We start from the raw sequence: 21,442 nt of genomic DNA on the forward strand, positions 1-21,442 counted from the left end.
CTCTTACGGACACACGGTACGCTATTGGCTTCACTAACAGCCTAACCGACGGTTATTGCCCCATTAACGGCTGGCAGGTCCGTTAGAATAATAAAACAGCGAGTTCCCGTCAAATAGCGGCCCCTAAGTCCGTTACCTTCTGCTGACCAGCACCCATCCGGATAGGCAGCACGCCTAAACCAAAAAAAGCCCAAGACTCCGAAGGCAGCCGCCTTCTGTCTTGGGCTTCGACACATTTCCCGGGCAATTACGTCACGGAAAATATTTTAAATCTTCATAATCATCCGTTATACCAGGGGCTCAGCCCGCCCCTTTTCCCGTTCACGGTCCCGGTCATTCCGTTTCTCCCGGTCCTTCTCACGGTTGCGTTGCTGCTCGCCGCCTCCGCCGCTGCCGCCACCGCCGGATTTATTCCGCGGAGGATGCTGCTTCGCCTTTTCACCCTGATTCTGCTGCCCCTGCTGCTTCCGCTCGCCGGCATGCTGGTCACGGTTGGGGCGGTTCTGCTGCTCCCGTTGACGGGAATCCTGCTGGGATTCCCGGCGGCGGCCGTCCTGCTCCCGCTGCCTGCCGCCTTCGCCCTCGCGGCCGCTGTTCTCCCGCTCGCCGCGGGGTTTACCGCCGCCGAACTCCCGTTGGCGGCTTCCATCGCCTTCACCCCGGGGTTTGCCACCGCCCCCGTGGTCACGGTTATTGCGCGGACCATCCTGGCCGCGGCGGCTGTCGGGACTCTTTTGCCCGCTGCGGAAATCCCGCTCCCCGTCCCGTCGTCCTCCGCCTTCTTGGTTAGCGGACCTGCGCGCGCCATCGCCCACAGCGTGGACCGTGGCAGTGGACTTCTCCTGCCCTCCGCGCTGCCGGGCTTCAGCAGGCTCCTGCTGCTTGCGCTGGTATTGATGCCGGGGCTTCAGCTCATACTCCCGCGGACGCTCCGCCTCATACGGCTTTTCCCCATCCCCTTCGGAATCGTCGCCGTCCTCACGGCCTTCGGCATTTTTGCGGGAGGCCAGCTTTTCGATAATAAAGTAGGCGCATCCAAAATTGCAGTATTCATTCAAATAGTCATGGAGCAGCGTAATGGACGCATCCTTGCTCCCCTTGTTGTTAGGTTCCTTGAAGAACCCCTTCAGCCGGAGCTGATTGTAGCCCCAATCCCCCACTATAAAATCATACCGGTCCAGCACCTCGCTGTACCTGTCCCGAAAAACCTCATAGTTCCATCCGTTCTTATGGTCCAAGACCACTGAATAGGTATTGCCCCCGATATGATACAAGACCGCTGCCTCCTTCACCATCTCTTGCTATACGCTATGTCAAACACACCGGAAACCCCATGATGCGGCCCCGCTGTGCACGAATATGTCAACCAGCCTTCCGAAAGGCGGACTTTTCTTATTATAACACGAAAAGGAATTTTCCACCTGCATCAGATTTGGGCCGCCAAAATCCTGCCTGCAACACATCCGGTCCAACAGACATGACACCGAATGTATGCTAAAATAGAAATCTGAACCTGTTTTATTTACAGATCATACCGCAATCACACGCCGGCTTCCTTCAAAGGAGCCGTTATTCGAACGGAGGGAATCGAAAGTGGAAAAAGCTTTGTCAATCGAGGAAAAGAACGCCCTGCTTGGCGATATCCTGCGTGGTATGGGACGCATTCTGGTGGCTTTTTCCGGCGGGGTGGACAGCACGTTTCTGCTGAAGAGAGCCCAGCAGGAAATCGGAGACCAGGTGCTGGCGGTAACCGCCGCTTCCGAAACCTTCCCCAGCCGTGAATTCGATGCAGCCGTGGCACTGGCGGAAGAGATGGGTGTGCGTCTCATCAAAACCGAGGTGAAGGAATTCGAGAATGAGAAATTCGTCGCCAATAATCCGGACCGGTGCTACCACTGCAAAACGGGACTGTTTACCCATCTGCAGCAGCTGGCCAAGGATCAGGGCTACAGCTATATTGTGGACGGCTCCAACATGGATGATCTGGGAGACTACCGTCCCGGCCTCCAGGCCAAAAATGAACGCGGCGTCCGCAGCCCCCTGCAGGAAGCCGGCATGACCAAGGCGGACATCCGCCAGCTTTCCAAGGAGCTGGGGCTGACTACCTGGAATAAACCCTCCTTCGCCTGCCTGTCCTCCCGGATTCCGTACGGGACCAAAATCGAGCGCTACAAAATCGATCAGCTGGATGTGGCGGAGGCTTATCTGGCCGAGCTGGGCTTCTATCAGGTCAGAGTGCGGCATCATGATAAAATCGCCCGTATTGAAGTGCTCCCGGAGGAAATCATGAAGGTTATGGAGCATAAGGAGGCCATCCATCAAAAGCTGACCTCCCTGGGCTTCTCCTATGTTACGCTGGATCTGGCGGGATACCGGACCGGCAGCATGAACGAGGTGCTGGCTCCGTCCCTGAAGCAGCAAAGAAAGGAAGTCGCCAAGTAATGGATATTGATCAGTTGCTGAAGCTGGTCCATACCGGGGATTTGAATCCGGAGGAGGCCAAGGTCCACATCAAGGAGCTGCTGAAGGCTAAGGAGCCGGACGGCACGGCGGACATGGGCTTCGCCCGGCTGGATGTGCACCGGGAACGCCGGACCGGGTTTCCCGAGGTTATTTTCGGTCAAGGCAAAACACCGGAGCAGCTCCGGGCCATTTTCCTGAAGCTAATGGAGCATGTGGACCGGGTGCTGGCCACCCGGGTTACCCCGGAGCAAGCGGAGCTGGTGCTGCAGGATGTGCCTGCCGCCCGTTATGATCCGGTAAGCCGCACCATCTCCTGGCGCCAAAAGCCCTTCGTCCCCTCCAAAAACGGTTACGTGGCCGTGGCCTGTGCAGGCACCTCGGATCTTCCCGTAGCGGAGGAAGCCGCCATCACCGCCGAAATGCTGGGCAGCCGGGTGGAGCGCATCTACGACGTGGGCGTGGCAGGGATTCATCGCCTGTTCGAGCGGATCAGCATCCTTCGTGAAGCTGATGCCATTGTGGTGGCGGCAGGGATGGAGGGAGCTTTGGCCAGTGTGGTGGGCGGTTTGGTATCCAAGCCGATTATCGCCGTCCCCACCAGCATCGGCTACGGCGCCAGCCTGAATGGGATTGCCGCCATGCTGGCGATGCTTAATTCCTGCGCCCCGGGTGTCACCGTGGTAAATATCGACAACGGCTTTGGCGCAGGTTACGCAGCCGGAGTTATCCAACAAAATCTGGAGAAGAAGGCGAAATCACCTTTATGAAAATCGTGTATCTGGATTGCTTTTCGGGCATTGCCGGGGACATGACCCTGGCGGCCCTGGTGGATGCAGGCGCGGATAAGGATTATGTGGAGCAGGAGCTGGCCAAGCTGCCGGTGGACCCCTTTTCCCTCCGTTGGTCCCGGGTGACCAAACGGGGCGTCTCCGCCCTGAAGCTGGACGTGCTCCTGGACGAGGCCAACCCGCCCAAGCAGCACCGCCATTACAAGGAAATTGTAGAAATGATCGTCCGGGCCGGCTTCAGCGAAAAAGCTACCGCTCTGGCACTCTCCATTTTCGAGAAAATTGCCGTAGCGGAGGCCAAAATCCATGATGTGCCGGTGGAGCGTGTACACTTCCATGAAGTAGGCGCCATCGACTCCATTGTGGACGTAATCGGGGTTGCGCTGGCTCTGGATTCTCTGGAGGCGGATAAAATCATCAGCTCCCCGGTCCCCTTAGGCTCGGGCTCCATCCGCATCGACCATGGCCTTTACCCAGTGCCGGCTCCGGCCACCCTGGAGATGATGCGGGGCATCCCCGTTGCCGAAAGCCGCCTGCGAATGGAGCTGACGACACCTACAGGCGCAGGCATCATCGCGGGAGCAGCCACCGGCTTCCTCATGTCCCTGCCGTCCATGATCGTGGACAGCATCGGCTATGGAGCCGGTACCCGGGACCTGGCGGATCAGCCCAATGTGCTGCGTGTAGTGATTGGTCATACGGAGCCGTATCTGGACAAGTGGCATACCCAGCATGAGCTGCATCATGTGGAGCATGTCCACGAGCATGCCCATCACCATCACCACCATGACGACTCCCATGAGCATGTCCACCACCATCACCACGGGGACGATCATGAGCATGGACACGGGCATCATCACCATCACGGCGATGATCATCACGGACATACGCATGCCCATGATGAAGAGCATACCCATGATCACCATCACAGTGGTCATCCCCACTCCCATCCCCATGCGCATGAACAGGAGACCATGAGCGGAGAAGCTGCCTGCGATACCAAGCACTAAACTGCCATCCGGCAGCCCAAATACAAAAAAAGTGAATGTATCTTCCGAAGAGGCCGATTGTACCGGTCGCCGCGGGACATCCATTCACTTTTTTTGTGGACTTTCGTCAAACCAGCGGTCCCGCCGCGCTCCGGTAACGGCTTCTCACCTCTTCGTATACTTCCTTCAGGGGTACCTTGTGGAGCCGCGCGGCCTCCTCGCATTCCCGGAACTCGGGGGCGAACTGCACCACTTTCCCCTGGTGGTACCCCACCTTCACCGTCATGGGTCCGAAGCAGGTCTCCACCCGGAAGAACTCCCGGCCAAGACGGTGGCATTCCGCCCGTATGTACCGCAGCCCCAGTGTGGTGGTTTCCGCAAAAATCACCTGCTCCATTGCGGCGATGCCTTCTTCGCCTACCAGCACATTCAGCATGATGCCGGGCCTGCCCTTTTTCATAATAATTGGAATCCAGTACACATCATTGGCTCCCGCAGCCAGCAGAAGATCCGTTATGTAAGAGGTAAATTCCGGATTCATGTCATCCAGATTGGCCTGAATGACCACCATTCCTCCGTCGGTGTGCTCTTGTCTGTGCGAATGCTCCAAGGCCGGTCCCTCCCATCAGGATAAAATTCGACTCCCTTAAACATGCTAAGTATAGCACACACACATGGAGTACATGCCAAATTGGCTTAAACCAGGAGCGGGAGGACGATCATATGGGACGGCGGCACCGATACGGCGGTCTCGCGGCAGCAGCGGCCTTCGTCTGGCTGGCCGGGGCAGGGCTTGCAGCTGCGGAACCGGCAGGGGCAGATGCGGAGGTTTCAGCTCCCCAGGCCGCTGCAGCGGCCGATCAGGCCTATGGGGAACGCAAGGCCCTGTTTGAGGAAACCAGCACCATTACAGGCATCAGGTGGTTTGATTTGGCCGCGGCCGATCAATATGAACGCACCATGAACTTTGTGAAGAAGCGCACACCGGGCGACGGACTGGTGGCCGTTTATTTCTCACCGGAGGACTGGGCGGGGTTGGCTAATCCGGACCGGACGGATACCAGTCCGTTAGGGATTGCGGCATTCGGCGGCAAAGGTCTGGACGGAAACGGGGATGGGCGGGCGGACCGGAACAGCGATCTGGACAGGCTGGCAGCCTTCGCGCGGCAGATTACCAAATTCGGGACGGATGAGGAAAACTTCCGGATCGGGTTATGGGAATATTACCAGAATAACCGGGCGGTCGAACGGATTCTCCAGTTTTCCAAAATTTATGCCGCCTACGGTACCCTGGATTTGTTTACCCACGCATTTCCTCTCCCGCTGGGGGCGGATTATTCGTACCGGGATACCTGGGGCGCCAGCCGCGGGTGGGGAGGCGACCGGATTCATGAGGGAACCGACCTCTTCGCCCACCATGGTGTTCCAGTCCGCAGCACCTGCTACGGAATTATTGAGGTCATGGGCTGGAATCCCTTCGGCGGATGGAGAGTAGGTATCCGGGATCTGAATAATGTGTATCATTATTACGCCCACCTCTCCGGCTTCAGCAAGGAGGTCAAAACCGGCGATGTGGTCAAGCCTGCACAGGTGATCGGCTGGGTGGGAAGCTCCGGCTACGGCAAACCCGGCACCTCCGGGAAATTCCCTCCGCATCTGCATTTTGGCCTGTACCGGGATAACGGCTTGGCCGAATGGTCCTTCGACCCTTATTCCCACCTCAAAAAATGGGAGCGGGAGGAACGGGCCGCAGGCCGCAAAAAGAAATAAAAAAAGCCGGGGGATCGCTCCTCCGGCCTTGCTGTTTATTAGTAGCTCTTAGCGGCAACGTACTTGCTGCTGTCCTTGGCGAAGGCGGCGCTTCCGCTGCCTGCATCCACGGTGGTATCTACAGTTACCCATGCCCCGTTCAGAAGCACTTCGTTCCAGGCGTGGTATACGTTGACATATTCCGATGTGCCCATCATCAGCTTGGTGGGTACCCCGACGCTGCGGGTCATGGCGGCAAAAAGGGAGGAATAGTCGTAGCAGATGCCTGTCCCGTCCACCAATACTTGGCTCAGGTTAGGAATGTACCCGGTAGCAACATTGGCAGCCAGCTCATAATCATAGGTTACAGAACCGATAATATAGTCATAAATGGCCTTGACCTTGGCTTCGTCTGTGTTCAAGCCTGCAGTCAATTCCTTCGCCTTTGCTACAACATCGGTAGCCGCAGCCCAGTTTACATTTTGGGTCGAATTCAGGTAAACGGCATTGGCATCGGCCAGCACAACATCTTTGGTTGCCGAGTATACACTCTTGTACTTGTTGCCGGTGGTATTCTCCAGTACGGCAATTTTGTAGGTTCCATCGCCCAGTTGAAGCGGGAAGCTTTCTTCGGTTCCGTTATTCTTCAAGTCATAGGTGTAGCTTGTCCCGTCCTTGGTAACCATGACCTTGACCCGGGCACCGGAATCCGCTTGGTATTGGACGCCGATGGATCCGGCTGAGAGCTTGCTGTCATTCAACCAGGATGCGGCAGATGCGGCGGATGCATATGCGAAAAGCATACTTGCTGCGACAATAGACGTGATGAACTTCCGCATACAAAAAACCTCCTTCGGGAGCTGGCTGCCATTCTTCTGACGAAGGGAAGGCCCTTTAGCTTTGCGTCCCTGCTTTTCAGCAGGTTTGCCGTTATCGGTGTAGGCTTGGGTGATGCCTTAAAAATGAAAAAAGCCAATTGCATTCGGTAGCTGGCTGCCATCCTTCTTGGGAAGGGAAGACCCTGTAGCTTTGCGTCCCAGCCTTTCGGCAGGTTTGCCATTTATCGTGTATTGCCTTTGGTTTTAATCTATCAGAAATTCGACATTTTTTCAATAGAGTTGTAGAAAAATATGCTAGTACCTATAGCCTGTCCTTCACAGGAAAGACATTTTTTTTGAATGACAAAAAAGCTGCCGGAATCTCTGTCCGGCAGCTTTCTTTGGCCTGTGATTTGGGTTACTTCTTCAAACGGAATCTCCGCAGGGAAACTCCCGCAACCAGCAGGCCTATTCCTGCCAATTGCCACAGCAATCTCCGCTCCTCGCCGGTTTTGGGTAAGGTGGCTATCTCCGGCGCAGGGGTCAAGCCTCCCAAGGGGACCTCCTCCACATCGATTTCGATAAGCAGGTCTTCCCCGTTGCCATCCTTGTCCACGATATTGACTGTAAAGGAATCCTTCCCGGTATATCCAGGATCAGGCGTATACAGCCAGCTGCCGGTATCGTCCACGCTCAATGTGCCATGCCCCGGGGGTTTGGCAATATCCACCTTTCCTCCCTCCGGTACCGGTACGGAGCCTCCCTTAGGCGTGTCCTGATCCGTAATTTCGGTCAAGGGTGTCGGAGTAGGGGACGGCGTCAGCGTTGGTTTCGGTGTTCCAGGCTCCGGTGTAACACTGGGAGACGGGCTGGCCGAAGCCTCTGTGGTGGCTTGAGGCGTCGGGGTGGCCGTCACTGCAGGCGTCGGGCTGGCGCTGGGGCTGACAGTGGGACTGGGAGTCGGGGTGCTTGGTTCCTCCCCTGACCCGCCTGAATTCCCATCAGGTGTCGGCGTCGGCGTTGCTGTCGGTGTCGGCGTTGCCGTTGGTGTTGCTGTCGGCGTTGCTGTCGATGTCGGCGTCGGTGTTGCTGTCGGCGTTGCTGTCGGTGTTGCCGTTGGTGTTGCCGTTGGTGTTGCCGTTGGTGTTGCCGTCGGTGTTGCCGTTGGTGTTGCCGTCGGTGTTGCCGTCGGTGTTGCCGTCGGTGTTGCCGTCGGTGTTGCCGTTGGCGTAGCCGTCGGTGTTGCCGTTGGCGTAGGTGTTGGCGTCACAGACGGAAGCTTCTCATTGGTCAGCACCGTGGTAACCGCGGCGGTATTGATGGTGATATTGTGGGACGCCGTGTCCAAACGGTAGCCAACCGGCGCCTTAACCTCCTTCAGCACGTAGCTGCCCCCGTACAACCGGGTAAATACAATTTCGCCCTGAGCATCCGTCTTCCCGCTGGCCACATAAATCTCGCCTGAACCGGATTTGCGGTACAGATCGAATTCCGCGCCGGCAAGCCGCACATTGGAATCCGCCGCATCCTTTTTCACAACAGTAAGATTGGCATTGGTGATGCCGCCGCTTCCGGTCCCTTCCCCGGAGGAAAATTTAACCACAACATTCGTGGTATTGCTGGTTTTGGTGCTGGTCACATTGGTGCCGGACAACAGGGCGGTATTCGACACCGTTTCATTGTTATTGGCAATGACCAGACTTTGATATTCCAGAATATAGGGTTTGGTGATGGTATTCAGGAAGATCAGCTCAAATACAGGCTTGCCATCCTTGTCCTGGCTGTAATTAAGGGTGTAATCCGTCCCCTTCTGCAAAAGAGTGGCCCCTTTGGTCACATTAACCTTGGTGGGATCGGAAGAATTCTGGCTGACCACCGTGTTGTACACCTTGAAGGAATCCTGTACAAACATCTGGTTGGCTGATCCCGTATCCGTAATAACGGCATTTTCGATGGTGGATTGGTTCCGGTTAATATGGATGGTCCAATTGATCCGGTCCCCGCTTTGGGCTCCCGACTTGGTGACATATTCATTGGTATAGGGAATGTTCACCGATGCAGTCAGATTTTCCGACTTGGGTACCGCCCCGTCGTACAGGTTAGCGGTATCCGACGCATTGGTATCCACCAGCACGTTCTCCAGGCTTGTTTTGTAAACCAGGTAATAGCCCTTGGTAATCGGTTGGTCAAATGCCACTGTCAGCGTATTTCCGTTGGCAGCATCAGGAAGAGTAACCGTGAACCCGCTAGTGATCTCGGCACCTTTGGTTGTATTGCCATCCGGTGCAATGGTCATGGCGTAGACCTTAACCGATTGGCCAATAAGCTTCTGGGGCGCTTCGATCACATCCTTGACCACCGCATTCTGGAGCGTCCACAGGTTGTAGTTGAAGCCAACCTCCCAGTTTAGCTCCTTCTTCACGGCATTGTAGCTTCCGTTTTTGAAGCCGTTGTTTTTGGTGTACGCATTGGGGTCAAAAGGCTGGGAAACCGCCTGCTCATGGGGAGTGCTGTTCTCCGTCCAAGCCACATGGGCGGCGTTGGGGAATATTTTGCCCCCGGCAGTTTGGTTAGCCAGATCGAAGCCCGTGTTGTAGGTGATGGTGCAAGGACCTGTCAGGTCCACCGTAAATAGAAGCACAAATCCGTTGGCGTAATCGCCGTCCTTGGGAGCCAACGTGAAATCCGTTCCTTTGGCCAGGGTCTTATTATTATTTCCCTTGACCCCCAGGCTGCCTTCATCAAAGGACAGGCCCTGCAGGGAGAAGGTATCCGTCACCACAGCGTTTTGCATGGTGTAGTAGCTGCCGTCCGGCTTTTTGTCGTTGTTCACAGTAATTTTCCAGCCGACGGTTTTGGCGTTATAGTCCCTTGTGGTGATGCTTTTGGTCAAAATGCTGGACTCCAGCTTTTTGGAGGCTGTTTTTTCGGTTCCGTTAAAATAGACTGTATTGGTAACCGTTTGGCTGCTGTCCGTGTCGCTGTCCGCATACACCCGGCCGCTTGCTTTGGTCTTGTAGACGATGTTATACGCTTTGTCGATGGAGCCGATGAAGGTTACCCGAAACCCGGCTTGTCCGGGACGGGCGGGGTCGCTCAGGGGGCCCGTTACCGTATAATCCGTTCCTGCGGTCAGCGCGGTTCCCTGCTTAGGCCCTGTGCCGTTGGCATTGGGGAAGGTTACCGGGTATACCTTAACCGTGGACACATCCAGCGTTTGGTTGGCGCTGAACCAATCCTCCACCTGTGTTCCCGCTGAGGTCCGTTCATCATAGTTGACCTTCAACGTCCATTCCACACTCTGGTCATTCTGGCTGTAAGTTCCGGCAGACTTATCCAGCTGCGCGCCCCGGGCAGGCTTCACGGTAGCTGTGGCGCTTTTGGGCAGGGACGGTCCTGTGCCTGTCAGAGTCGCCTTATTTTCAAAGGAGGTTTTGGTGAAATCCGTTATTGGTGTAGTAAAAGTAATCCGGTAAGCCGAGTCAATGGGATTCAAGAATGCGATATTGGCCGTTCTCAAGGCGGTATCGTAGCTATAGGAGTAATAAACTCCCTCCGTTACGGTCTCCCCCAGAGTGCCGGCGGTGCCGCCCATGGTGACATTCAGCTTATTGACCTTAACATCCTGGGGCGCCCCTAATCCTGCAGGGATCACATCCGCTACCGCTGCGCCGGCAATCGAGGCCATGGAGGTATTCACATCCACGGTCCAGCTGATGTCCTTGGCGTTGTAGCCCTGCACCTCGCCCTTCTTGGCGATCAAAGCTCCACCCTTAGGCTGGAAAACGAGACTCACCGTCTCCATAACGCCGTTGATAGGCAGCTTAATCTCTTGAACCGACTGTTCGGTAACGGCATATTCCTTGAATTCCGTCTTAAAGGCCAGCATGCCGTGCACCCCGTAATTTTGCTCGATGTAATCATTGAAGGTCATAACAACCTTATGATTGCTCTGATACGCGGTAAAGGTGCCTACATTGCCGTCCACATCCGGCATTTTCAATTGGCCGGTCACATCATTGTAGAGCTTGAAGGCATCCGGCAGATCAAACGTGAAGGTATCACCGGCCTTGTAGCCATGGTCATCGGGAAGCTCCCAATTATAGTTCAGAATGACCTTGGACTGCTGCTTGTACACCGTTCCGGTAACCGGCTCGGTATATTGATCATCATTGTAGACCGCCATGGTGGCCGTGGTCAGAATATTCATTTGATTGCTTATTTCTGCAGCCGCTTGGGCTACATAAGCCGTCATGCCGTAAAGAACCTGGGCGCTTAAAAGAACGGCTGTCATGAACATGCCGATCCTTTTTTTCCACAATCTGGAGCGGTGATGACTTGCAAAGCGGGACTTTCTCACTGTAAGGACCTCCATTCAAAGAAGAAGTATAATGGACAAGCATTATTTATCCATCATAGCTCTCTTATCTGAACAGATTCTGAACAGAGAATAATCCTAATGTAGTCCCGTCATATAGGCGCATCAATCCGCTTTGGCCTGGACAATCAGCCGGTGGGTGGCGTTGACCACAGGATCGCAGGTGATGAGCGTCAGCACCTTATCCGTTTTGCTCCCCCGTAAGACCGACACATCCGTCGGCTCCACCAGAAAGGTTTTGAACACCGTGTATACGGTGCGCTCCCCTTTTTGATCCACGACAATCTGGTCGCCCTCTCCCAGCTCATCCAGCCGGTTGAACAGCCGGCCCTTGGTCAACGCCCTGTGGGCGGCAATGGCGGCGTTACCTGTTTGGCCCAGGGGGGTGGTTTCCACCATATGGCCTGCGGCCAGCTTCATGTTCTCCTCCGTTGCCCCTTCCAGTACCGGCAGCTTCAGATTGATCTTCTCGATGGTCAAAATGGCAATGGCCGGTTTGGGCGTAGGGGTTGGTTTAGGCGGGGCTGTGGCTGCTTCCGCTGGGGGGGATGCCGTGGATGAGGCGGCATCCGCGGGAAGCGCCGCTTCGGCGGACGGCTCTTCGCCAGGCAGTGCCTGTGCCTCCCGCTGCATCAGCTGGGATAACTCCCGGTAGGCCGCCTCCCGTGCCGCTTCCGCCGCGGGGTCCTCCGCTTGGTACAGCTGCCGCTCCATCTCGCCGAGCAGCCGGTCCTGCCGCCAGTCATAATACCACTCCCGCGCATAGGGGAACAGCATCACCAGCAGGCCGGCGAATATGAGAACATAGGATAATTTTTTTGTCATGTGGTTGTCTCCTCTCCGTCAGGCTCCTATCTCCACTATAACGGTTTCTCCCAACGGTTACATCTCCAGGCGGGGAAAAGTTGCACGGGTGCAGGATGTGTGCGCTGGGGAAGGGAGTTTGCGGGGGGCGGGGTGTGCGGCAGGAGGGGGCTAACGGAACTCAGAGTACCTTAGAACCTCAAAATCGGATGATTCCGCCGCTAACGGAACTCAGAGCAGCTTAGAGGGGGTTGCAGACACATTAACGGGGTATGTTCGGCGGCTAAGAGCTCCTCAGTTCCGCTAGAAATTCAAAACCCGGTTTTTGTGCGGCTAAGAGTCTCTCAGTTCCGTAACGGTGGCAACAAGGCACAAACGAGGCTCCACACACTCAACTAACCAGTCTTTGCAATTATTCGAATTATCCCTCTTCCACCAGTTTTATTCGGAGCACCATACACCTATTGTTCTTCTCGGCGTTTACAACCAACTTTGGTTGGGCATCTCCCATCGCTCATTTCGGCGCTTTTCCACCAACTTTGATTTGGCTTCTCCTTCACTGCTCCTTATCGACGCCCCATTATTCGCTACCCCCGAGGTTTCTGTGCTAACACCATCGCTGCTTGTTGCGGCTAACGGACACCAGCGCTCTTATTTACCTGGTTGGGCTCGATTTGGATTTCTAACGGACCCAGCGGCAGTTATTCCTTGATTTTGATGTCTCCTCGGCCCCGTTTCCTTCAAATAGAGGCGCTGGGGTCCGTTAGATTTTAGAATGGTGTGTTTTGGGGCAAATAGCGTCTCTCATGTCCGTTAGCTCAGGGGGCGCGGCGCCGCCAGGGGCGGCAAGACATGAAGGAGTCGCTTTGCTGCTGCAAAAAGGCTCCTTTGTGCTTGGCGGTGTCGTCCCGTTGGAGCCCTCTCCACCGCGCAGAAACTGCTTCGCACGGGTGGTCGCGCCAGAGGCCTGTCGGCGAGGGGGTATCCGAAGCGGTGGGCGGACAAAGCAAAAACCGCCGGAAAAACTCCCGGCGGTTCCACAGCCTTATATCGACCAGCAACGTTCTGCTGCTCCATGCTTACTCCTTGCTATAGCTTGCGGCGCCGTCTGTGCACCAGCAGACCCAGGCAAAGCAGTCCGAAGCCGGTGAGCTCCCAGACCAGTCTGCTGTCTTCACCGGTAACCGGCAGACTGCCTGCCGTATTGCCGCCTGTTCCCGGCCCACCCAGCGGAGACTCATCGTCTCCCAGGATCACCTCGTCCCCGCCACCGGAACCATTGCCCGGACTGGTGCTGGGAGTAGGAGCAGGTGAGCCGCTTACGGCCGGCGTCGGTGTCGGAGCCGGGCTGGAGGTTGCTCCAGGTGTCGGAGTTGGTCCGCCCAGAGGTGGTGTTCCATCATCAATGTCCGTCTCCGTACCAGGCGATCCTGACGGAGTCGGCGTCGGAGAAGGTGTTCCGCCGGTGCCCGATGTAGGCTCCGACGTAGGCTCGCTAGTCGGTTCACTTGTCGGCTCCGACGTTGGTGTCGGAGTCGGCGTCACTGTCGGCGTCGGTGTTGCCGTCGATGTCGGTGTTGGTGTCGGTGTCACTGTCGGCGTAGGCGTCGGTGTTGCCGTTGCAGTAGGTGTCGGAGTCGGCGTTACCGTCGGCGTTGGGGTTGGACCTCCATTACCCTTCACTGGAATGGTATGGGTATCGCTTCCCCGGACTGTTTCCTCCGGCTTGGCGGTCACCGTATTCACCAGCTCGCTGCCCGCCATGTCCGCGCTTGATACGATATAGTCATACTCGAAGCTGCGGTTTTCCCCCGGCTCCAGCTTCGGAATAACCGGAAGGTTCGCCACCTTGGTATCCGTCAGCTTCACCTGATGAAGCGTAATGGAGCCGGTGTTGGTTACGGTCACCCTGTACTTGACCGCACTTCCCGCCTGCGTGACTACCGCAGCATCTCCGGTTTTTTCCACGCGGATAGCGGCAACGGGAAGCTCTGCTGCAGCCATCAGCGGCTCCGCAGCCTCATTATAGTAGACGGTGGCCTCGTTGTTCAGCGCCGTACCGTCCGCATCCGCCGCGGCAACCGTGTATTGCCCCTCCAGCCGGATGGTCTTGCCCGGATCGAGGCTGCGCACGGTCACATAGGGCTCCGCCACAGTCCCGTCATTGCTGATTGCACTGATAAATTCCGGATGGATATGGCCATTGCCGTTCAAAGCGGCTTCCTGGCCGTCATAGACCAGCTTGGTAAAGACAAAGCCGCTTTGCCCCCGGTCCAGCCGGTCGGCCAGCTTGATGTTATGCAGCACTACGGACGAAGTATTGGTGAAGGTAATGGCATATTTCACCACATTGCCTTCCGTTGCGTATGTCTTCCCTGCCGGCGCATCCGCCGCACTGCCCTGCTCTACGCCGGTTATTTCCTTCGTGAGCTTCGCGCTGGGATAACCCGGCCGGTCTGCTTCCACCAGCCCCAAATCTATGGTCCGGTTTTTCTCCGCCTCACCCAGGGTAATCCAATCCGTCCGGTAATGAGTGAGCCCTTCGGAAGAGGACCGCTTCGTTGTCAGATTGGAATCATTGCCGTTGGTGTGTGTCGGGTCAAGCCCTTCCGCATTGGCCAAGGTCAATGCGTATTCATTGGGAACCAGGAACTCCACCCGGTATTTGCCCGAATCCAGTCCCTGGAACAGGTAATAACCCGGATTGCCGCTGCTGTCATAACCTGTTTTGCTGGATTTGAAGGGCATCTCGTCGCCATCCCGGTACAAATTCACCGTAATGCCGTTGATCCCGGATTTCTGCGGATCGCCGTCAAACCGTTCGTTCTGCAGTCCGTTTCGGTCACTGTCAAACCAGACAAAGTCGCCGATCTCGCCCAACGGCAGATGTGCATCCGAGGGGTCGATGATAAAGCCGACCTTATTGGGTGCAGTGGGAAGCATCTTCAGGCCGTTATTGATTTCCTGGGCTTGGATGGCAAAGGAGTTCCAGGCGATTTTGCCCTTGGGCGCACCAACCGGGGCATCCATCTTCCAATCCAGCACAATGTAATCTCCGGCCTTCAGACCCGGGCCGCCGTCGCTGCCGGTAATGTTGCTGATCTCGAAATACAGGGACCGGATATCCGACAGATCGCTTCGGGTAAAATCCGCTTGAGGGACCCAGCCGGTTTTGCCGCCGGAGGCGTTGGTGAAATTGACCACCTTATCCTGGTCCGTGGATTTGCTGTAGAAGGTGTTCAGGTTGAACTGAACCGTTTTGCTTCCGGTGGCCTCGGATGACGTAAAGGTCTTCATCCCGGAGGGGGGCACCTCCGCCAGATTGGGCCGCCATTGGGAGCCGCGGGGACTAAGTCCCGTACCCGATACCCGAAGCGCCGCGTCGCCCACATAGGGAAGAATATCCAGCACATCGATTTTGCCCAGACGGGTGTTGCCGCTGTTGCGGATGACCACCTTGTAGTCGGCTGTGCCTCCCTCGAAGCTCACGCTGTAGCGCGGGAACTCTGTATAGGGCGGCGTTACCGGCGTATCCACGGGAAGCACCGGAACAGCAGGGGCTCCCACGTAGGAGGGGTTGTCGCTGGCCACAAATACCGGATCCAGATCTCCCCTGTTCCACTTGGTGGACTGAACCAGCGCCACCTTCACAATCGGAACCAGCGCCTGGTCATGCACATAAAATCCGTAATTGCTGGCGGAGGGCAGATTGGGATTAGCAATGGCTCCGTGCACCTGCTCCCAACGCTCCCGGTCATTCGGACCGCCCTGCACCGGACCATCCAGGTCGGGATCGCCGTTATACCAGAACGTAGCCGGTTGGGCCGTGGTAATAAAGACATCATTGGCATACCCCGCGCTGTTCTGCTCGGTGCCGGCTTTGACCTTGGCGGTATAGGTCAGCTGGAAGCTTTCGCCCGGATTCAGCTTTACCGGTTCATCCCAATACCACTTCACAAGGGTTCTGCCCGCATAAGCCGAGGACGCAGGAGCGGGAGGCAGAATCTCCAGCTTGGGCTTCGCCAGCCCTGCCGGGGCGCCTACCAGCTTGTAGGATTGGGCCAGGGCAGCTGCCGGATCGGCAATCAGCGGGTCGGTGTAATATTCGAATTCTGCAGGTAACACATCATAGATAACCGGATTATGATAAGGGCCGGTGGCCTTCAGATCATTGCCTACCTTAATAGTAAAAGGCACGTGATTCAGAGGCCCGTAAGTCATATTGGTGGCAAAGGTTTTGTCAACTGTCAGCCATGGTTTGGGCTCGTTGATCTTGAAGCTGGCGCTGGCGGTTTTCTGTTCTCCCTTAAGCACTGTGCCGGGGTTCACCGGATCCAGCAGCTTATAATCCAGCAAAGCATGGTTAATCACGGTTGTGCCGTGGACGATGGGAGCCGAGGTTTTGGGGTTGCGTTCCCGCACCTTGCCCTCCAGGGTGATGGGGGCGATGGTTTTTCCGGCATCCAGCTTAGCGAAGGTCCACTTCAAGCCGGTGAGATATTCCTCTCCCGTCAAACGGATGGGGCTGCCCACACCGGGGCCGATAGAGATTGCCCTCGCCGCACCGTTAGGATTGATGCCTGTGGCAGGCTTCCATACCCCGGGTGCCGCACTGGTTTCGAATTCAAGGGTGCTCAAGCCCGCAGGCACTGTAACGGAGGTGAGATCCATTTCCGCAGGCACACGGTCCACCAGCACCACATCGGTCAAGGCGCTGTTGGCGTTCTGCACCACATTGGCAATGCCGCTGATGGTGTAGGTTTGCCATTGGCCGGGATAGCGGAAATCGTATTGCACGGACTTGGACAAGGAAGGAGCCGCAGCTACCGGAGGGCCGAATTTGGCCGTAACCGAGCTGGTGGTGCCGCCAACCGTACCGTTACCGGTCACGCTGTAGGTGGCAAGGGTGACAGTGTTGACCTGATCAACAGGAGAATATACCGCATAGCCGTAATAATCCGGGAAGTTCACCTGAATCGTATCCTCGAAGGTCTGGCCTGCGTTTAAGCTGTATACACTCCACGTCACCGTGTTGGCTGCTTCATCGTACACACGGGTGCTGCCTCCGGGAGCCGCATTGGGAAAGGTAACCTTTACATCCGGCGGCAGAGTCCAGGGCAATTGGTCCACCAGCTGGATATCATTCAGGGTGCCGGAGCCATTGGTGCCTGCCGTACCTTTGATTCCCACCTTATATGTAACGGGTCCGCCGATAATCGGAACGGAAGGATCATAGCCTGTAAACTGGGTTTTGAAGGTTTCCCACCGGCTATAGGTTGCCTCCACAGGAGTAGGAGACGGGGTGGGTGTTGGGGTGGAAGGGTTGGGATCCGCCTTGATAATAACAGATGCGCTTGCTTCTGTACGGTGTCCCGGCTCGGTCAAATCCGTGGCCACCACCGTATTGACTGCCGTTACCGGGGAGGCCTTGCCTGTAGGCCGTACCTTCACCTTGAACTGGTGGACGGCACTGGAGCCGGATTCCAGCCGGAAGGAATAGCTGGGGCCCACGTAGGTCGTAAGCGTCTGTCCGTTTGTGGTCCAGCCGGGGGGCGGTGAAATCAGCTGGAGCTCGGGCGGCAGAACATCCTGAATTTTGATGTCCTTGCCAACGGCGGTGGGACTGTCGGCCTGGAAGGAGATGGTGTAATAAAACTCCTCACCAACCTGGACCTCCGTTTTATCCGCCGTTTTGAACATGCTGAAGCCCTCAATGGGCTCCGCCGCCTCTGCAAAGCTGAAGCCGGAGAAGGGCTGCAGCAGCATCTGGAGCAGCATCATGCAGATCAGTGTTAAGGAAACCCGGCTGATTCGTTCTGATTTTCGTTTCTGTCTCAAGCTAGTATTCACTCCTTTCTAATAGTAACAACAATATGCATTTATGTACAAAAAAAGGCACTAGGAACAGAAATATTCCATATGCCAAAGAAGAAGAACCTGCTATTTAATTCTAACACAATATGTATCATTGCGAAACAATTTTTGCTCCAAAATGTCGCAAATTTTTAATCATGCTCTGATTTACCCATTCTGCCTGCTCATGATTAATCCCATGCCCCGTGTCCGGCAAAATTTCGTATGGAATCCCCAGCGCCTCCAAAACCTGCCCGCAGCCTGGAAAATATGCGATCTTGTCCTTATCCCCTACCAGGAACAGAGCTCTCCCGGAGAAAATGGCGCCCTCCTCCGCCGTGAATCGCTTCTGAGGATGTTTGGTCATGGCCATCTTGTTGAAGTGGCGGAGAAGCTGGCCGTAGTGGCGCATGATCAGCTCATTTTCTGTAAATACAGAAGCGTTGGAGCCGGACAGCTTCAACAGCAGCCTCCTGGTATTCTTCTCCGTGGGAAACAACGCCTCCGGCAAAAAAACCGTCATGGAGCGGAGAGGATGGCTCTTCACACTTTGCAGCGAAGGAAGACCCGCCATGCCGACAATCCCCTTGATCCTCCCGGGCCATGCAACCATGAGGATCTGAACCAAGAGACAGCCCATGGAAACACCGGCCGCATAAGCCTGCTCCACTCCCAGACCGTCCAGCAGCTCCCCGAACCACAGCTTGTGGTCCATGCCCTGCCGCTTGTAGCGTTCATTGGGGCGGCTTTTGCCCGGTCCCCCGATGGTATCCACGGCGATGAGATGGAAGTGCTCCGCCAGCGCCTTGGCATTGTACACCCACATCAGGGCCGAATTATCCCCGACACCGTGAAACAAAAGCAACGGCGGCAGGTCGCGGCTGCCCGCCCGGATAATATGGGTCGTTCCGAAGGAGGTCTCCAGATCTTCCTCCTCCACCTCCACACCCCATTGCGTCACCAGCCCGTTGTAGGATTCCCATACCTGCTGCCGTCCCGCTTCCGATTTAAATATCTTCATTCCTCAGCCACGCCCCCTTCGGCTCCCATTGACTCCATCGCCCGGCTTAAGGCCGGTCTCCACCGCGCCTCCGGCACTCCCAGTCCACCGAAGCAAAAGGCCGCCACCTCTCTGGCCGCTTCCGCCATGCCGCTGTCCTCACGCTGGGAGAAGGATTGGTGACCCGTAACTCCCGCACCAATCATCCGGGTAAACTGGAACAGATTGGCCACATAGACCGTCCAGAAGCAGTTGGCGGCAAACACCGGATCAACCTGGCGGATCTCCCCCTGCTCCACACCCTTCCTGATTGCAGCGGCAATCGCCTCCAGATGAACCGCGGACCGTTTCATCCCCTCCTGCCACTGGTCCGGGCCGAATACCGCGTGGGCGTCAAAGGGCAGCCGCATGGAAAACTGGATCACCCGGGGATCACTCCCCGCCAGCCCGAACATCCGCCATGTATATGCAGCCAGCCACTCCACCGGACCGAGTCCGGCGCATTCCGAAGCAAACCGGTGATGGAACGCCATAGCCTTGTCCATCACTTCCTCGAACATGGCCCGGAACAGCTCCCGCTTGGTTTTGAAGTAATAATACATCAACCCCTTGGCCAACCCGGCCTCCGCAGCCACAATATCCATATCCGTACCGTTATACCCCAAACGCACATATACGCTTAAAGCCGCATCCAGAATTTCCTGCTTCCGTGCCTGGCGCACCTGCTCATTCTGCTCTTTTTTCCGCGGTGACATAGGACGCTCCCTTCCGATTCAATCTTTGACTTAATTTTAAGTCAATTATAGAAGCGGCAGCAACAGCTGTCAATGCCTACTGTCATCCTAGCTGCGAATCCAAAAAAACAGGCCAAACCAGGTATCACTTGGTTTGGCCAGCGTCCATAGGGCTCTTTTTCTGAAAGGCCCGCTGTTCTCTGAATATCTGGTAAATATCCTCCGTCATAATCAAATCGTCCCTGTTGTTGGCATAAAAGCTGCGGTACCACTCATCCACATGCCTCCCGTCCGCTTTCTCCCACATCGCCTCCGCCTCCCGGCGGGCTTCAAGGGTAGAATAATCCGGGGTCAGAATCGCCTTCATCCAGATATCCCCGTCCACACTGGCATGTCTGGTGGTTTGATCCAGAATAGCCTGGATCTCCTGGGGAGGCTGCGGCAGCTGCTCCGCATGGGTGGGGCCGGCCACCTCCAGATCGAAGTTCACATAGTCCGAGTTCCGATCAAACATTTGTTTTACATAACGCTGCAGCGGCTCCTTGTCATCCAGCTTCTCCTTGCTGTAATAACAGCCTCCCGAAAGAGTCGGAGAGGTCAGCATGCCGAAATCCCCGGCGCCGAAATTAAACTCCTTGCGCAATTTATCCATATCCGTTACCTTGGGGCAGCCGCCGGGCTGGGTTTGGCTGTGGATTCCCTCGAAGCCGAAATACATGGTCTTCATAAATTCCTCCGATGAGGCAAAATCCACATATCTCATCACCGCCTCCGGATTCTGGGTTTGGGCATTGACGACTGCGGTCATCTGGATCGGGTTGACGAAGATGGGATTGAATTGCCCTACCGGCGTGACCGGATAAGGAATCACATCAATTTGGGCGTCCGGCACATTTTTTTTGAGAGGCAGATAGAAATCCGTATAGAAGGCGAACGGGACATTGAACTGGTCCAGATAAATGCCGATTTTACCATTCAGAAAATCCTGCTTGGCCCTGTAACCGTTTTTGTCGTTCCAAAACTCCCGGTCTGCCAGACCCTCGTCATAGATGCGCTTCTTAAAGGCGGTTACCGCCTCGATATTATCCCAGCCGTGGACCAGGTCCCCGTTACGGTTCACATAATCCGGATAGGTGACTCCGAACATCTCATTGAGAATCGCCCCGGAGTTGCCGGACAGGGCAATCCCGTAGGTATCCCGTTTGCCGTTGGCATCCGGATCCAGCTCCGTGAAGGCTTTGGCCGCCAGATACAGCTCCTCCGTCGTCCGCGGAATGTCCAAATGCAGCTTCTCCAGCCAATCGGTGCGGATAAACAATCCCCGCATGGGAATGGTTTCGTTGATCCGGCCAAACTGGTACAGCCTGCCGTCCTTCCCGGTTCCCTTCTTCCGCAGGATGGGATGCCGCTTCAGAATTTCCTTGTAGGTGGTGCTGTATTGCTCAATCATATCGTCGATGGGACGAAGCAGCTTTTGGTCGATGAAGGTATTTTTGATTTGCGGGGCATATTCCAGAATCAGATCCGGCGCCTCCCCCGCGGCAAATAAGGCATTCAGCTTTTGCTCGGATTGATTCCGGGTCACAGGGATAAAACGCACATTCACCGGACCTGCTTCATTGATCCAGCGGGTGATTTTGTTGTTGGTGACGGAGCCTTCGCTGGAGGGAACATTGGCCCGGTCATAGGCGGTAACGGTAATCTTCGGTTTAACTGCCGCCTTGCGGGAATCCCGGCCCATCCCTCCGCAGGATGCCGTCCCTGCCACTAGCAAGCAGACTGCAGCGGCCACCGCCACTCCGTAATAGACCCGGCGACGCTTCGAGTATCGTTTATCCAATCCGTTCCCTCCCTTCATCTCACGCA

At 56.0% G+C, this 21,442-nt stretch carries 13 protein-coding genes and 2 riboswitches; of the genes, 4 read left to right on the forward strand and 9 right to left on the reverse strand.

What is annotated here, in order from left to right; translation table 11 throughout:
• Positions 1 to 287 precede the first annotated feature (287 nt).
• On the reverse strand, positions 288 to 1,274 hold the full coding sequence (locus tag ACI1P1_RS09605) for a YutD-like domain-containing protein (protein ID WP_416216154.1): 987 nt from the start codon (positions 1,272 to 1,274) through the stop codon (positions 288 to 290).
• 319 nt (positions 1,275 to 1,593) lie between these two features.
• On the opposite strand from ACI1P1_RS09605, the gene larE reads away from it, so the two are divergent.
• Genes larE through larC form a run of 3 tightly spaced genes read left to right on the forward strand, consistent with a single transcriptional unit; the run spans position 1,594 to position 4,261 of the window.
• A complete protein-coding gene (gene larE, locus ACI1P1_RS09610; protein ID WP_416216155.1) occupies positions 1,594 to 2,442 on the forward strand; it encodes an ATP-dependent sacrificial sulfur transferase LarE in 849 nt (282 codons plus the stop codon).
• Positions 2,442 to 3,230 (forward strand): nickel pincer cofactor biosynthesis protein LarB, encoded by a 789-nt coding sequence (gene larB / locus ACI1P1_RS09615; RefSeq protein ID WP_416216156.1) that lies wholly within the window; start codon positions 2,442 to 2,444, stop codon positions 3,228 to 3,230. The genes larE and larB overlap by 1 nt, the downstream gene beginning before the upstream one ends.
• The gene (larC, locus tag ACI1P1_RS09620; protein WP_416216157.1) at positions 3,227 to 4,261 is read left to right on the forward strand and encodes a nickel pincer cofactor biosynthesis protein LarC; all 1,035 of its coding nucleotides are present in this window, start codon (positions 3,227 to 3,229) and stop codon (positions 4,259 to 4,261) included. The genes larB and larC overlap by 4 nt, the downstream gene beginning before the upstream one ends.
• Positions 4,262 to 4,367: 106 nt before the next feature.
• Here larC and larC2 read toward each other — a convergent pair whose 3' ends face one another.
• Positions 4,368 to 4,850, reverse strand: a complete 483-nt coding sequence (gene larC2 / locus ACI1P1_RS09625) for a nickel pincer cofactor biosynthesis protein LarC2 (RefSeq protein ID WP_416216158.1) — start codon at positions 4,848 to 4,850, stop codon at positions 4,368 to 4,370.
• Positions 4,851 to 4,963: 113 nt separating this feature from the next.
• Here larC2 and ACI1P1_RS09630 point away from each other — a divergent pair, with 113 nt between their 5' ends.
• Positions 4,964 to 6,010, forward strand: a complete 1,047-nt coding sequence (locus ACI1P1_RS09630; RefSeq protein WP_416216159.1) for a M23 family metallopeptidase — start codon at positions 4,964 to 4,966, stop codon at positions 6,008 to 6,010.
• Between the two features lie 38 nt (positions 6,011 to 6,048).
• Here the strand turns inward: ACI1P1_RS09630 and ACI1P1_RS09635 are convergent, their stop codons facing one another.
• The 7 genes from ACI1P1_RS09635 to ACI1P1_RS09665 all read right to left on the reverse strand — a co-directional run bounded on the left by ACI1P1_RS09635 (position 6,049) and on the right by ACI1P1_RS09665 (position 21,416).
• Positions 6,049 to 6,828 carry a transglutaminase-like domain-containing protein gene (locus ACI1P1_RS09635; protein ID WP_416216160.1) on the reverse strand — a complete coding sequence of 260 codons (780 nt, stop codon included), beginning with the start codon at positions 6,826 to 6,828 and terminating at the stop codon, positions 6,049 to 6,051.
• 13 nt (positions 6,829 to 6,841) lie between these two features.
• Positions 6,842 to 6,928: riboswitch (cyclic di-GMP riboswitch) on the reverse strand.
• 42 nt (positions 6,929 to 6,970) lie between these two features.
• Positions 6,971 to 7,057: riboswitch (cyclic di-GMP riboswitch) on the reverse strand.
• A 168-nt stretch (positions 7,058 to 7,225) separates the two neighbouring features.
• On the reverse strand, positions 7,226 to 11,101 hold the full coding sequence (locus tag ACI1P1_RS09640; RefSeq protein WP_416216161.1) for a collagen binding domain-containing protein: 3,876 nt from the start codon (positions 11,099 to 11,101) through the stop codon (positions 7,226 to 7,228).
• A gap of 189 nt (positions 11,102 to 11,290) precedes the next feature.
• Complete coding sequence (locus tag ACI1P1_RS09645; protein WP_416216162.1) at positions 11,291 to 12,010, reverse strand: class D sortase; 720 nt, start codon at positions 12,008 to 12,010, stop codon at positions 11,291 to 11,293.
• Between the two features lie 1,068 nt (positions 12,011 to 13,078).
• Positions 13,079 to 17,827 (reverse strand): DUF7507 domain-containing protein, encoded by a 4,749-nt coding sequence (locus ACI1P1_RS09650; protein WP_416216163.1) that lies wholly within the window; start codon positions 17,825 to 17,827, stop codon positions 13,079 to 13,081.
• A 127-nt stretch (positions 17,828 to 17,954) separates the two neighbouring features.
• Positions 17,955 to 18,863 carry an alpha/beta fold hydrolase gene (locus ACI1P1_RS09655; protein ID WP_416216164.1) on the reverse strand — a complete coding sequence of 303 codons (909 nt, stop codon included), beginning with the start codon at positions 18,861 to 18,863 and terminating at the stop codon, positions 17,955 to 17,957.
• Positions 18,860 to 19,597, reverse strand: coding sequence for a TetR/AcrR family transcriptional regulator (locus tag ACI1P1_RS09660; protein WP_416216165.1), 738 nt, complete (start codon positions 19,595 to 19,597; stop codon positions 18,860 to 18,862). The genes ACI1P1_RS09655 and ACI1P1_RS09660 overlap by 4 nt, the downstream gene beginning before the upstream one ends.
• A gap of 124 nt (positions 19,598 to 19,721) precedes the next feature.
• Positions 19,722 to 21,416 carry an extracellular solute-binding protein gene (locus tag ACI1P1_RS09665; RefSeq protein ID WP_416216166.1) on the reverse strand — a complete coding sequence of 565 codons (1,695 nt, stop codon included), beginning with the start codon at positions 21,414 to 21,416 and terminating at the stop codon, positions 19,722 to 19,724.
• Positions 21,417 to 21,442: the final 26 nt, after the last annotated feature.

Origin of the sequence: Paenibacillus mesotrionivorans (assembly GCF_046098205.1) — a bacterium.
GTDB lineage: Bacteria > Bacillota > Bacilli > Paenibacillales > NBRC-103111 > Paenibacillus_AR > Paenibacillus_AR mesotrionivorans.

Bases quoted from the DNA above. Each gene is read 5' to 3' on its own strand.
- larB (WP_416216156.1), top strand. From the start codon at position 2,442: ATGGATATTGATCAGTTGCTGAAGCTGGTCCATACCGGGGATTTGAAT.
- larC (WP_416216157.1), top strand. From the start codon at position 3,227: ATGAAAATCGTGTATCTGGATTGCTTTTCGGGCATTGCCGGGGACATG.
- ACI1P1_RS09630 (WP_416216159.1), top strand. From the start codon at position 4,964: ATGGGACGGCGGCACCGATACGGCGGTCTCGCGGCAGCAGCGGCCTTC.
- ACI1P1_RS09635 (WP_416216160.1), bottom strand. From the start codon at position 6,828: ATGCGGAAGTTCATCACGTCTATTGTCGCAGCAAGTATGCTTTTCGCA.
- ACI1P1_RS09640 (WP_416216161.1), bottom strand. From the start codon at position 11,101: ATGACAGCCGTTCTTTTAAGCGCCCAGGTTCTTTACGGCATGACGGCT.
- ACI1P1_RS09645 (WP_416216162.1), bottom strand. From the start codon at position 12,010: ATGACAAAAAAATTATCCTATGTTCTCATATTCGCCGGCCTGCTGGTG.
- ACI1P1_RS09655 (WP_416216164.1), bottom strand. From the start codon at position 18,863: ATGAAGATATTTAAATCGGAAGCGGGACGGCAGCAGGTATGGGAATCC.
- ACI1P1_RS09660 (WP_416216165.1), bottom strand. From the start codon at position 19,597: ATGTCACCGCGGAAAAAAGAGCAGAATGAGCAGGTGCGCCAGGCACGG.